The sequence below is a fragment of the Vibrio sp. 1-1(7) genome (genome assembly GCF_013048485.1).
Classification (GTDB): Bacteria; Pseudomonadota; Gammaproteobacteria; order Enterobacterales; family Vibrionaceae; genus Vibrio; species Vibrio fujianensis.
Window position 1 is genome coordinate 1,354,840 of the sequence record NZ_VHSP01000001.1, and the last position, 14,080, is coordinate 1,368,919.

Below are 14,080 nucleotides of genomic sequence, written 5' to 3' on the forward strand. Positions count from 1 at the left end.
AAGTATCAATCGCTTAAGATTGAACTAAAAACCATGGGTCTCCTTGAGAGGGAAGATTTCCTTGTGACCACCATTTCACCTGATAAATCGCGCCTTCATAGGTAACTTGATCCCCGGCATAGTAAATCTTATTCGCTTGCCATACCTCAACACCATCAATCGGTGGTTCACTCGGCTGTTCTGGCTCTGTTGGCGTTAATTCATCAACCACACGTACCTTAGGCCAGCTGGCGTGTGACTGATACAAATTAGTTACGCACTTTTCATAATCCCCTTCAACTAATGCTGAGTATGCCGTCTGAAATCCAACTAAGTTACATTCAAATGAATAACCACCAGGACGGTCTGGATAATAGCGCCAGTTACCATCCCAATTGGTATATAATACATCCGTTGCGCCATTTAAGTTTAAGCTGCCATAAGGCGTTTGTTGCCAGCAAGTATTCTGCTCATCCGCTTCAATTGGGATCTGATAGTGTTCAGCCAAACCTTCCCAATAACGGATCCGATTAACGGGCTGGCCTTTGTTTTTATTTTGTTCACCACACTCGATACCACCATTAATCACATTGATGGTGGTGCCAAATCCATAACCAATACCTGCGTCTAATTCACGCTGAGAAGGAACCCACGTCCTATCAATAACATGTAACATTGCCGGTTTAGGCGCTTGCGGCGTTAAGAAAAACCAAATTGCTGAAGCAAGATTAAGCCAAGAGTCGGCGACTAATCCGGGATTATTTAGTAGTACAGAAGCATCCCCATCAAACATCACTTCAGAAAATGCGCCGTAGTTAAAATGGTAAGAAAGTTGCTTGGCTCCACGACCAAAATAACCTTGTCCATCACCACAAGGCCATTTGCGATTTTGCCAATCATTTTGCCCACACCCGGTGGTATAACCGAGTTGTCCTTCCGACCAGCCCATTTCCCGAACATGGACAAGCGCTTGCTGCCACTCTTCCAATCCAAGTGGATTATCGGAAATATTGTCTTTCGCAATATGGCCCCCCGTTTCTTGGGCAAAATGCGCAAAAGCCGTGATCAGCGACTTTTTACAAATCGCATCGGCATCACGTCCATCGCTGTAATCACCACAAAAAGCGGGAAACTTGCCAATGGCTCTTAAAAATCGGGTATAGGTGTATTCAGGAGCGGCCATATGAGTGAGAAAATTCCACTCATGTTCAGGAAAAACCCGTTCCACACGTTGCACGTTGTCGGGGTTTGTCGCTTGGCCCGGTTCAATCGCCTCGACGACTGAGTTGGGCCGAGTTGCTAAAGCATTTGCCCATATGGCATACATCGGATTCGCTGTTTTTTCTTTTTCGACCGCTTGCAAATCAGAACGAGCGATAAGATAACCATCTGGCGTTTCAGGATCAGGTTGGATATTCATTGCAGCACAAACGGGGAACGCGCCGACCCCGCACAACCATGCAACCGTTTTTCTTTTAAACATCTTCACATCCTTCATCACATTACAACAAAATCATCCTCACTGAGCATAGTATTGAACTAATGATGATTGATGAATCAATGTAAATTATTTATCCAAATGCGAGACACCTCTTAATCACTGACACGGCTTAAGGTTTCAAACTCTGCGCCTCAGTAGTCGAGATTAATGATCGGTTAAGCTTTTGAAACAACCAACCGAGCGCAATTAACGATGCACCCAAACCTAAAAAGCTCACCGCACGCCAAAAGCCATTAAGCGAGCTGACATCCCATAAAAAGACTTTTAGCGCGACGCCAGCCAATATCGCGACACCAACCCGTTGCAAAATAGGGACATGACGAGTCGCCGCATACCAAGTCAATACACCACCGACCAATAAACCGGCCATTGAATAGCTGAATAATTCGGCCATCCCGGTCGGTTGCCATAATGTCATTGATGTAGACTGCCAGAATTGGCGTATCGACATCCCCAACCAAAGTGCAGCCAATATTGCGCTCGTAATAGCAAGCCACTGACGTTGAATCGCTAAAGTTGGCCAGCGTTTAGCTACCACGACGGCGAGAATCGAGGCTGGTAATAGCCAACCTAAAGTCAATATGTTGACAATTGGCAGCGCTTGAGCCGATACATGGTTGACCCAAAGTGGAGATTCAAAGGTATTGAGTAATAGCATCAAGCCAGCGAAAACGCCCCATAGTAAGTAACTATATCCTTGATAAATTGGCGTCAGTTTTTGCGCAAACTGGCTCCGATAACTGTATATTAAACCCATCACTAACGCCTGATTGGCGAAAATAATTGCTGAGGTAAAATCAATCGCCCCCCAATAACCATATTGTCCAGTAAGCGCATAATGGGTTTGGGTAAACAGTGCCATTAGTAGCAGATGCAAACAGGCACCTTCAAACCAGTTAGACAGTTCTGTGTTAATTATTTTTAATCGAGTGCGGGCATATATCAGGATAAATAATGCCGGGAAATAACTAACGACACCCCAAAGCCAATTAGCGTTTGCCGCTGGTTGCCACGCGGGAACAAAAGGTAACAACGTCAAGCGGAGCACTAATACACTCATTGCAACCTTCACTATCCAGCTAGCAGGTGAGAAAATTCGATGCTGGATCTGCATCGTCATCACTAGGATCTGAACCGCAATGGCCATGGTCAACTCAATGTCATTCAGCCACACCCATAAACAACCAACAACCATTCCATGCACGATACCAGAGCAATGCTCGCTTAATGAATGAAAACGTCGAGCTAGCAGATAATATCCTCCAGCAATGCACAGCGAAAAAACAGTCCAAGACCAAGCATAATCAGGAATAAATACATCTAAATAAACCAGACTAATCAGGCTGATAAGTGGTACTAATATTAGTAATGTTCGAGTTGTAAACGCTGAACTATCATGCCGAGCCTGACTAAACAAACGTAGACCAATCAACACTATACAAAGGGCGAAAACCGACCAAATCACCGATTGCCACTGTAATGGATAAAGCGCATCACATACCAGCGTAAGAGCAAAAACAGCCACAGCACCGGCAATTATTGTTGGGAGAAACACTCGTAATGACCACGTTTTACGTAGGGCTGGTAGACAAATGACCGCCATCAAGAGTCCGTAAAAATAAAAAATGTGTAATAGCGTCAATTGATCGATTTTGGTGACCGATTGCAGCACCATCAAGGTCATCGCAACGGAAATAAAAACAGGCGAGTGAGACCAACGCCTTTGGCAATGACGATAGCGAGGATGAAGCAACCACCCCATTCTCGGGACAAGAAAAATAAGATAGAGCGTCAAAGAAAGGTAAAGGATAAGCCAGGAGAAAAGCAGTTGTTGTGGTATCCACGCAATCATCATTACCATCCATACCATATGAGGTAACGCAATACTTGGTGCTAACCACGCTTTACGCATAAATTGCATTAATAATGTGGCAGCGATAGAAATGAATGCAATGTAACCGGCTAAAAGAAAATAATTAGGCTCACTACTATTGATCCACAGTGGTGCTGAATACCCGCCGATCAACCCCAGCACTGCCATTAAAGGCCCTTGGCGCATAGACAATGCCAAGCTAGTTAGCGCAGCAACGGCAAGAATCAGCAGAGAAAGGCCGGGGCTCAGCATTTGGTAAAGAATAAAAGCAAAAATAACGGTACAGTACACGCCCATTAATCCCGTCGCAGTAACGGCGGCGGGAACGTAGGTAAACTCTTTCCAGCGCATCGCACGCGTTTGCACTGTTTGCTCTCGACGATGAAACCATTCGCCAGCAAAAATAACCGTCAGAGAAAGAGCCGCAGCCAACAGAACTCTCATCAATGGAGAAAACTCAATCTGACTGCCAATCACCTGCACCAGATAACCACTGCCAACCAACATAGCAAGTGCACCAATCCAAACGAGCCAATGCTCTCTAAAATTCGCAACAAAACGACCGGCTTGTTTTTCAAGCCAGCTTTTCTCATGGGTAACTAAACTCGAGACAGATACACGTTCTGTTGATCTTGTCTCAGATAACGCAGGCTGTTTTTCAATGACCGTCTCTTGTTCATAGTTTGAACAATCGCTTGGCGAAGGAGCGTTATCAACACGAGCGGATGGCATACTAGGTTGAGCATCAGCAACAGACTCTGCAGGATCGGGCGAGGCTTGAGTACGCTCAGTTGGATTAAACAATTGGCTATGCAGCAACCGTAATTGACGTTCAAGCAAAGAAAGCCGAAGTTCTAATTTGGATAGTCGCCTCGTGGCATAAAATCCATACAGCAATGCAGCAAGTGCAATTAATGTAATAACCAAGCGTTTTCTCCCTATGTGATTGTCGATCCCTTAGCTTGCATTTAGGAACAGGCATTGTTGATGTATGAATATTATATCAACAGACAAACAATGCAACCGTATGTATAAATTCCCGCTAGGGCCATTTCCATTGATGATAAACGACACCGCGAAGAGATGATGGCATCATTCACTGTCACTTGACTATGGTGTTTTTCTCTTCAAACGCGAATTGATGATATCTTCTATCAGTTTTTGCTCTTTCTTCGCTTTTTCATAACGCTGCTTCGCTCGCCAGCGATCAAGGACTTTTTCTAGCCCTTGAACTCGAGCATGCTTATGGGCTAGCTGTTTTTGCATCGACGAGCACTGTGCTTCAATCACTGCTTGTTCATGTTCATGGTGCAAGAGCAATTTTTGGAGCATTTGATCAACTCGATTTAAATTCATCAATGTCGTGCTATTTAATCTTGGCGTCATCAATGCTGATTGACTGGAATCATGCTTCAGCGCAGACAATTTTTCGAGTTGGGTCTGTAAATGAGCGTGCCGTTGCCGAGTCTCATCAAGTACTACCCCGATCCGATCACGCTGTTTTTCTTCCATCAATTGCAATTTACCAACAGCTTTTAGCTTAGCTTCCATCATTTATCACCGACTGTGATTGAAATAACTGAGCAAGCTGAGTCAAGCTAGTCGAATAGTCGACCGATTCATTCGCGGCTTGTTGTAAGTAGTTTCTTAACTGAGGGTAAATCGCTACCGAGCGATCCAGTTCAGGATCTTGCCCTGGTTGATACCCCCCTAATGGCAGTAATTCTTTTACTTGCAGGTAATTTGAATAAAGCAACCTGAATTGATTAGCAATGGTATTGTGGGTATCTTGCGTGCACGCAGTCATACAGCGACTGATTGAAGCATTGATGTCAATTGCAGGATAGTGCCCTTGTTCGGCGAGCTGACGTGACAAGACAATGTGCCCATCAAGGATAGCGCGAGCAGAATCCACCACCGGATCTTGCTGATCATCCCCTTCGGCTAACACCGTGTAAATTGCCGTCATGCTGCCATGTAGATTATCGCTATTGCCCGCTCTCTCAAGTAATTGTGGAAGCATGCCAAAAACTGACGGTGGATATCCTCTTGATGCCGGTGGTTCACCTAGCGATAAAGCAATTTCACGCTGAGCCATGGCGTAACGAGTTAATGAATCCATCAACAGTAGTACATCCTTGCCTTGATCGCGGAAATATTCCGCCACACGATGGCATAATAAAGTGGCACGTAATCGCATTAACGGTGATTCATCAGCAGGGGCGGCAATAACAATCGCTTTTCGACGCGTTTCTGGGGTAAAGTTACGTTCAACAAACTCCCTGACTTCTCTGCCCCGCTCACCAATTAAGCCGACAACGATAACATCCGCCTCGGTATTTTGCGTGATCATTCCCATTAAAACGCTTTTTCCCACGCCACTACCAGCCATCAGGCCAATTCGTTGACCTTTTCCCACTGTTAGCAACCCATTGATCGCCCTGACCCCAACATTAAGAGGGGTATCGACTGAGCGGCGTTTTAATGGGTTAATTGGCTTGGGTTCAAGAGAGACTCGCTCACCGCCTTTTAATGCAGGCCCGTCATCCAACGCTTCACCAAGGCCATTGACGACACGGCCGAGCCATTGACTACTTAATTGCACGGTACTATCGCCATCAAGCGGAATCACTTTCGCTCCCGCAAATAAGCCGCCTAAACGGCGAATCGGCATCAAATAAGCAACGGTATGGTCAAACCCTACTACCTGAGCTTCGATCATATCGCCTTCATCAGTCTCAACCAAACAACGCTGTTCCAACTTAAAACGGCAACCAACAGCTTGCAGCATTAAACCGCTCACTTTGACTAGTCGACCGGTAACTCGAGCAATAGGCACTGAATCCAGCGAGGCAATGGCCTCACTCATTCGCTCATTTAACAAATCTCGAAATGCAGGATTACTCATTAACAACGTCTGCCTGCGGAAGCACCACTTCGTCTAAAAGATGTTGCTTGATATTATCCATACAATCTTCTAGGCGAGAATGGCAACTGGCATCGGCTTCTGCATCCTCAGTCACTAGATGACACCCTCCCACTGGCAACTCCGGTTTAGCAACCAGCTTCCAGCTTGCTGCTAGCTCCGTATTAATCTGAGTAATACGTTCTAAATCTTGCGGGTTAAGATAAACCGTCACGGTCTCATGTTTACCCGGCATCGCGTCTAACGTCTCATCGACTAAGGCTAGAATTTGCTGCGGCATCAAAGTTAACTCAGCACGAATCACTTGCTGGGCTACCTTTTGTACCAACTGACAAATAACATGGCGCTGTTGTTGTTCTTTTTCGACTTGCCAACGCGATAATGCTTTATATAACTCATGAACCGGTTGAACCGCCTCTGTGAACATTTTTTTTCCTGCTTGTTCACCGGAAACAAATCCTTTTTGGAAACCTTCTTTCTGTCCTTCAAGCACTCCTTGCTGAACGCCTTGGTCTAATCCCTGACGAAATCCCTCTTCATGGCCTTGCTCCATTCCTTGCTGAAAGCCCGCTTCTAAACGTTGCTGTAAGTCAATTGGCGACGTTGGCTGTTCACTCTCTAGACTCAATCGCTCATCAATCGTATTCGCTTGCGCTAAAGGTGGAAACCGATGACGACGATAAGCCGCTGGGGATAAGCGCATTTTTTTTGCCATGAACATATTGGTAGAATCAGCCATGTTACTACTCCACCGTTGGCTCTTGGTATAACAGTAATTCTATTTCGCCCGCTTCACTGAGTTCACGGATCAATTCCATGATCTCTTGACGAGCCCGCTCGACACGGCTTAAGCCAACCGCACCTCGCATTTGCATGTCATCTTCTAGAGCTTTAACCATGCGCTGGGGCATCGAACGCTTAATGGCTTGCTGTAAGGTAATGTCTGCTCCTTTCAAGGCGACAGCCCACAGCTCCATCGGAACCTGTTGTACTAACACGTCCATGGTTTCTTCTTTTTGACGAGCCAATATCATGAAATCAAACATATTCTGTTCAATTTCACGCACCACGTCTTCATCATGTAGTTTGAGCATCTCCATCAATGAAGCGCGATCACCTTCAAAGCGATTGATGATATCGGCAACCTGCTTAACCCCCGTTAACGGGGCGCTCTGACTGGTTGAAACCTGCTCAATACAACGCTCAATCAAATCATTCAAATCGGCAGTAACCTGATGATCAATATCTTGCAACCGTGCGATACGGAACAGCAATTCATCGTGGTAATCGGCTGGCAAAAACTTCAATACTGCCGATGAACTGTCTGCGGGTAAATAAGCCAGAAAAATCGCCTGCATTTGCGGATGTTCATTGGCAATAAAACGGGCTAATACTTCCGCATCTACCCATTGCAGTCGCTGCATATTATTGCGAATCTCATCCCCGTAAAGATTATTCAATAACCCTTTGGCTAAATCGTTACCAAGCGCTTTACGCAAAGTATTTGATAAATACTCTTTAGAAGCGCCACGGATGCCACTGTGTTCACGAAAATCTTCAAAAAAATGTTGGATGATTACTCTTGCCATATCGCTCTTGATACTGCTCAATCGAGCCATGGCTCGGGTCACTCGCTGAGTTTCATCCCGATTAAAATGCTGCAGGACTTTCGCTGCAGCGTCTTCGCCCATTCCTAATAAGACAAGAGCGGTCTGCTCTACATGACTAAGCGTCTGCTTTTGCGTCGACTGCACTGTGTTCATTCACATTTATCCATTGTTTTAATACTTCAGCTACCCGCTCAGGCTCTTCATTTGCGATGAGCTGCAAATGCTTCAATTGAATTTCAAGCGGTGAACCAGAGGGCGGTAACATGTCACTGTTGACATCTAGACCGGATGAAACTGCGATACCTTTTTCAGCCAAACGTCGATTCAATGTGGCTTCGTGTTCACGCTCTTCTCGGGTTTGAACATTGTCATAAGTGACTTCTTCTTGTGGTTCAGACAACTCAAGTTCTTGCTTACGCTGATCGGCACCGGTGAGATGCATAATCAATGGTCGTAACACAAAGAGAATCATCGCCATACACAACACACCACCAATGACATAACGAATCGGTTGCTGCACGGTTGGATCTTGCCACCAAGGCAAGGCTGGGGTGGCTTCGATATCCATTGGTGTAAAGTTGAAGCTCATCAGACTCAAGCGATCACCTCGCTCTTCAGTGATGCCAACCGCATCCATCAACATATTCAAGATCTGTGTTTTTTCACTCTCAGTCCAAGCGTTCCCATCAGGGGAGGCTTGTGAGTTAATCAGTACAGAAACATTCAATTTTTCAACTTGTCCCTGTTGATATTGAGTACGACGAATACTGCTACCAAGCGCGAATTGTCGATTAATCTCTGAGCGAGCATTGGTATTTTGGCTTTCCTTGGCCTGCGTTTTCGCTTTAGCACCGGTTACGGGGGGTTTATTACTGAGTGAGCCGGGGATACCCAACGCAATCTGGTCAATAACATTGCTTTGGATACTGTGTTCACTGCGTACTACCGGCGAGTCATCGACAATCTCTTGTGTTTCTTCGATCTGGCTAAAATTCATATGCGCCGTCACTTGTACTCGAAAATTACTTGGCCCCACAATCGGTGTCAGCATGTCAGATGCACGTTGAATGACTTGTTTTTCAACATTTTTTTGGTATTCCAAGAATTTAACGTTCACTTTGCCTGTTTCTAGCGAGGCAACATCGGCACTCAACAGTCGTCCATATTGGTCGATGACCGAAACAAACTCCGGTTTCATTCCTGTTACGCTACCAACGATCAAGTTAATAATCGCTTCGACTTGATCCGGTTTTAAGTATTCACCGGGTTTCAACTCCAACATCACAGAAGCCGATGGATTCTCTGTATTCTGGCGAACAAAAAGCGTTTGACGAGGAATCGCCAAGTGAACTCGAGCATTAGATACCGCATTGAGTGAAATGATCGTACGGACCAACTCCCCCTCTAAACCATGCTTATAGCGGGCAGTTTCCATAAATTGACTGGTTCCCAAAGAGCTATCTTCTTTCAGCGAATCTAACCCTGTTGGCAATTTTGCTTTGACCCCTTTAGTTGCAAGCAGCATTCGAATCCGAGCAACATCACCTTCGGGCACAAGTACTTGCCCATTTTGCTCTTGCATGCGGTAACTGATACCTTCATTTTCAAGTACGGAGATGATCTCTCCAATATCAAAGCGCTCTTGCTGGCTGTATAAAGGCCTAAAACTTTGCGAAGAACTCCAAAGCGCAACAACAATGATCGCCGCCACAATCGCCGCTAGCACAGCAGAAAGCACTAAGTTTCGCTGGCTACTAGACCATAATTTTTTGATTTTAAAAGAAAGGTCACCCATGCCTTTTAGCGAGCTTGCTTGCGCTGTTGGAGTCACAGCGGGTTGAATGGTGGCCGCTCCTGCCACCTGAGTCGATAATTCAGCCATTATTACACCGGCATCTTCATAATATCTTCAAAGGAAGTGACCACCTTATTGCGAACTTGCATTAAGGCACTAAAGGACAAACTGGCTTTTTGACTTGCGATCATTGCCCCGGTTAAATCATCACTTAGCCCGCTATCAACCTCAGCCATCTTTTGACTCGCGACAGACTGATGTTGGTTGACCGTATCTAATACATTGGTTATCGCTTGTGAAAAAGAGAGCGGAGGGTTTAGGTCTTTGACATCCAATGGATTGGCCTTAACAATAAATTCAGGTTGTTGGACATGCGTACGCATGATGTCCATTTTAGAAAGCATGAGCTGCTCTGCGGATACTGCATTATTTAATGGTTGACTAGCCATCATATTTCTCCTTTAGGCTGCCGAGCCAAGTACTGATTGTAAATCGATCCCATACTCACGCATCGCCGCAAGCTTGTATCTTAAAGCACGAGTCGTGACTCCGAGCGCATCAGCGGTTTTTGTACGATTACCACCAAACTGGCGTAACTTATCCAAAATAAACTGAAACTCGGCTTGTTTTTTCGCTTCGATATGTCCAAAACTGGCGACACGATCTACTGAGGATGCTTGAACCGCCAATTCCACCGGCAACATCAAATCTGGAGCAGTAATATAATCACCATGACGCATGATCAGTGCTCGCTGAATAACGTTTTCTAATTCTCGAATATTTCCAGGCCAGTGGTATTGACTCAACGCGACGACCGCATCTTGAGACAGATAACATTGACTGCGCCCTTGATATTTTTCGATAAAGAAATGGCTAATTGGTAAAATATCTTCCTTACGCTCTCTTAATGGTGGCCAATGCAGCGGAAGTACGTCTAAACGGTAATAGAGATCTTCACGAAAAGTTCCTTTTTGCACTTCCTCACATAGATTTTTATTGGTCGCTGCAATGATTCGGATATCAAGATCAATCACTTTGTGGCTGCCAACTCTTTCCACCTGACGCTCTTGAAGTACACGTAATAACTTAGCTTGAACCGCCGGCGACATATCACCGATTTCATCAAGTAAAATGGTTCCACCATGGGCTTCTTCAAATTTACCACTTTGTGAAGTGGTAGCTCCGGTAAAAGCCCCTTTAACATGACCAAATAAGACCGCTTCTAACATCGATTCTGGAATGGCCGCACAGTTAACAGCAATAAAAGGCCCTGTTGCACAGGCACTGTGTTCATGTATATAACGAGCTAACACTTCTTTACCGGTACCAGACTCACCAGTAATCAGCACACTGGCAGAAGTACAAGCAGCACGATGGGCTAGTTGCAAAACCTGCTTACTTCGCCAAGATTCAGCAACAATATTGGCGAGAGGCTTTTCCAGTGCTTCAACTCGAGTCAGTAAACTCACAAGCTGATTCGTTTCAAATGGGCGTAACAAATAGTCGGTTGCTCCCGCTTTCATTGTCTCTGCCGCCAAAATGCCTTGCTCTTGCTCAACAATAGCAATCACCACACCTGAGTGAGAGTGCTTTTGATGACACGCGACAAACTCCCGAATACACATATCGGGTAGGTTAGAGCTTACCAAGGTAATTTTGGCTCGCGTTTCTAATAAAGCACTGCGTCCGGTACGAGCGTGGCGAGGAGCATAGCCAGCCTTGTGTAAGACATTTAAAACAGGCTGAGCAAAAGCATCATTTGGCTCAACCAATAAAACTTCCATCTTCGCCATCATTCAACCATTACCTTTTATCATTTGTGTGTCATGTTGATCGTAAGGAACGACGTCTTCATTACCTTTCACCAGCCTCAGTGTAACGCGCCGATTTTTCGCTCTTCCACCAACCGTCTGATTGTTTGCAATAGGATAACGCGAGCCATGCGCTCTTATCTCAATCAGGGTTTTATCCACGCCCAATTGAATAAGCGCTTGTGCTACTGTCTCTGCTCGTTTCCTAGCGACAACAAGATTCGACGCTGATGAACCGAGATTATCGGTATATCCATCAATCAAAATTCGGTTGATGCGAGAATCCTTGTTGATATAACTGCTTAAGGCGTCCAGTTGCTGGACTTGATCAGGCGACAATGCGATTTGCCCAGAAGCAAACCACAAGACAACGTCTCGCGCTTGAGCAAAGGTCATTTTCGGCAGTTCTGAACGGCAGTGATTAAACAACTCAAGTGATGATTGGCTATGAATTGTCGGCACAATTAATGTCATGGAACCTTGATTTCCAGTGAAGGATAATTGGATCCAACGGCCATGTTGTATATCACCTAAAAGCTCAACAATACGCTGATTAAATCTAAATGTTGTTTGGTGTTTTTTGGGCTCAAGCGTTTCGATCACTAAAACTTTAGAATCTCTTTGCCATGGTGCTTGAATACTCTGGAGTTCAGCTTGACTCCATTTATCATTACCACTTACTTTTGCCACAAAAGAAATATCACTATTAGAAACCGAGCGGAAATAAAACTTCCCCTGCGGAACTTCCGAGTGAATTAAATTACATTCCAATTGACTTCCTTGAAATGACCAGTCAGACAAATCCATTGGTATATTAATTTTATTTTCAGAAGCATATAAGATCATCGAAAAAAATAATAAATAAGCAGCAAAAAACAATGTAAAAAAATTTTTCATCTTTTGATACTTCTGATTATTCGATGATTTTGAGAAGATGTTTAGATATGCCTTATTACTGTTTTTTAGGCCATAAAATGTCATATAAAAACCTTAACCTGAGCCAACATCCTTGCTTTCTACTGTCTATTTTTAAAGCAAGATCCGTTGCTCAATAAGATTCAAACCATCATGACGATTTTATACAAAACGGCTTTTAACAGACAAATACCACCAAGTATAAAAAAACGTCAAAACGCTCAAAAAACAAATTATTTTTGTTATCTAATTAATGGTGAGTAAATTACCTTTTTTTGGAGTTTAATTGAACAACACTTTGTCAAGCCAATGTCAAAACGTGAAGCAATGTCACATTATCAAAATATCGAGCTAATAAAAAATAAATAACCCTGTGTAAACTGTCGTTCAAACCGGAAATAAATACCATTTGTTAAAATAAAGCAAAATATAGGTAAAGCAGAGTTTAAATGGCTAATTCAGACGAGCAGATTTTAAATGTAGAATTATTAGGCAAACCAATTCACATTATACGTGAAAAATTGTTTGACTTAATTTCAGAGTCTTGTAATGGCTTAACTCATGAGCTACAGAAATGGCTAAAAACCAACCAAATTGAATCGCAGTTGCAGGCTGTCGAGTTACACTCTTTTTCACCAGCAGAAATGGAAGCGGCTCACACCTCGACATTGCGGCATCAAGCCGGTGGTTTGATCTATATTCATACTGATACAGCACTATTAATAACACTGGCTGATCGCTTTTATGGTGCACCGGTAGCGCGCACAACGTTGTCTTTAACAAGCAGTGACATCCGGATCCAAGAAAAAATCAGTAAGTTAATGGGCGATTGGTTAGCGCCAAGTCATATGTGGCAACATGATCATTTCCAGCCCACAAGTGGCATTGGTCTTGATGTGCAAATCACTGTGACGCTGAATGAATGTGTCGGTTTGATCCACCTGAAATTGGATGGACAATTAATACAAACACTTATCGACCAATTTGAACTTCAATCGCAGTCAGATCTCACCTTGCCGTTCAAAACAGCGTTAATGTCTACTCCTGTACGTCTTAACGCGATACTAGCCAAAAAAACCATGCCGTTGAGTGAGGTTATACAACTTCAGGCGGAAGATATTTTGCCCATCGAGCTTCTAAATAACGTTCCTTTAAGCATTGGTAACCAAACGCTTTTTTCCGGTCGCGTTGCTGAAAACGACGGCCAACTCGTATTGATTTTTAACCAAAATAGGGAATCGCACTCATGAGCGAATCTTTTGATAACACCACGTTCGACACCGACGATATTAACTTTGATAACTTTCAACTTGAAGATCTTGATGCCGAGGTCTCTACCACTGCAGCGACGGTGACTGAACGGGATCTCAGCTTCTTTAAACATATTCCGGTCACCGTTACTTTAGAGGTTGCAAGTAAAGAAATTGCTCTAGGCGACTTGATGAAAGCAGGTGAAGGTACTGTGCTTGAGTTAGACAAACTCAATGGTGAACCACTGGATGTTAAAGTTAACGGTGCTCTCATGGGACATGCCGAAGTGGTGGTGATTAATGACAAGTATGGCTTAAGACTTATCGATGTTCTTGATTCAGCCTTAGCTGGTGTCGGTCAATAAACCGTGATAAACCAAAGCATATCAATCGGCTCAAACCGCACACTATGGATGGCAA

At 44.2% G+C, this 14,080-nt stretch carries 12 protein-coding genes; 2 read left to right on the plus strand and 10 right to left on the minus strand.

Annotated elements, in window-relative coordinates; translation table 11 throughout:
• Positions 1-13: 13 nt before the first annotated feature.
• The 10 genes from FKN05_RS06225 to FKN05_RS06270 all read right to left on the minus strand — a co-directional run bounded on the left by FKN05_RS06225 (position 14) and on the right by FKN05_RS06270 (position 12,476).
• Positions 14-1,462: a chitinase gene (locus tag FKN05_RS06225; RefSeq protein ID WP_170887114.1), complete on the minus strand. Its 1,449-nt coding sequence runs from the start codon at positions 1,460-1,462 to the stop codon at positions 14-16.
• Positions 1,463-1,589: 127 nt separating this feature from the next.
• A complete protein-coding gene (locus FKN05_RS06230) occupies positions 1,590-4,085 on the minus strand; it encodes a DUF2339 domain-containing protein (RefSeq protein ID WP_524540896.1) in 2,496 nt (831 codons plus the stop codon).
• A gap of 378 nt (positions 4,086-4,463) precedes the next feature.
• Positions 4,464-4,904 carry a flagellar export protein FliJ gene (gene fliJ, locus FKN05_RS06235; protein WP_170887248.1) on the minus strand — a complete coding sequence of 147 codons (441 nt, stop codon included), beginning with the start codon at positions 4,902-4,904 and terminating at the stop codon, positions 4,464-4,466.
• The gene (locus FKN05_RS06240) at positions 4,894-6,261 is read right to left on the minus strand and encodes a FliI/YscN family ATPase (RefSeq protein WP_170887116.1); all 1,368 of its coding nucleotides are present in this window, start codon (positions 6,259-6,261) and stop codon (positions 4,894-4,896) included. Before FKN05_RS06240 ends, fliJ begins: the two co-directional genes overlap by 11 nt.
• The gene (gene fliH, locus FKN05_RS06245; RefSeq protein ID WP_170887249.1) at positions 6,254-6,982 is read right to left on the minus strand and encodes a flagellar assembly protein FliH; all 729 of its coding nucleotides are present in this window, start codon (positions 6,980-6,982) and stop codon (positions 6,254-6,256) included. Before fliH ends, FKN05_RS06240 begins: the two co-directional genes overlap by 8 nt.
• A 40-nt stretch (positions 6,983-7,022) precedes the next feature.
• A complete protein-coding gene (locus tag FKN05_RS06250) occupies positions 7,023-8,042 on the minus strand; it encodes a flagellar motor switch protein FliG (RefSeq protein WP_099611953.1) in 1,020 nt (339 codons plus the stop codon).
• The gene (fliF, locus tag FKN05_RS06255) at positions 8,005-9,771 is read right to left on the minus strand and encodes a flagellar basal-body MS-ring/collar protein FliF (RefSeq protein WP_170887117.1); all 1,767 of its coding nucleotides are present in this window, start codon (positions 9,769-9,771) and stop codon (positions 8,005-8,007) included. The genes FKN05_RS06250 and fliF overlap by 38 nt, the downstream gene beginning before the upstream one ends.
• A gap of 2 nt (positions 9,772-9,773) precedes the next feature.
• Positions 9,774-10,133, minus strand: a complete 360-nt coding sequence (gene fliE / locus FKN05_RS06260; protein WP_099611951.1) for a flagellar hook-basal body complex protein FliE — start codon at positions 10,131-10,133, stop codon at positions 9,774-9,776.
• Positions 10,134-10,145: 12 nt separating this feature from the next.
• Positions 10,146-11,477 carry a sigma-54-dependent transcriptional regulator gene (locus FKN05_RS06265; protein WP_161427746.1) on the minus strand — a complete coding sequence of 444 codons (1,332 nt, stop codon included), beginning with the start codon at positions 11,475-11,477 and terminating at the stop codon, positions 10,146-10,148.
• 3 nt (positions 11,478-11,480) lie between these two features.
• Positions 11,481-12,476, minus strand: coding sequence for a MotY family protein (locus FKN05_RS06270; protein ID WP_161439518.1), 996 nt, complete (start codon positions 12,474-12,476; stop codon positions 11,481-11,483).
• A 383-nt stretch (positions 12,477-12,859) separates the two neighbouring features.
• Here FKN05_RS06270 and FKN05_RS06275 point away from each other — a divergent pair, with 383 nt between their 5' ends.
• Both FKN05_RS06275 and fliN read left to right on the plus strand, forming a co-directional pair.
• Positions 12,860-13,660, plus strand: coding sequence for a FliM/FliN family flagellar motor switch protein (locus FKN05_RS06275; protein WP_099611948.1), 801 nt, complete (start codon positions 12,860-12,862; stop codon positions 13,658-13,660).
• The gene (gene fliN, locus FKN05_RS06280; RefSeq protein WP_161428368.1) at positions 13,657-14,025 is read left to right on the plus strand and encodes a flagellar motor switch protein FliN; all 369 of its coding nucleotides are present in this window, start codon (positions 13,657-13,659) and stop codon (positions 14,023-14,025) included. Before FKN05_RS06275 ends, fliN begins: the two co-directional genes overlap by 4 nt.
• Positions 14,026-14,080 lie beyond the last annotated feature (55 nt).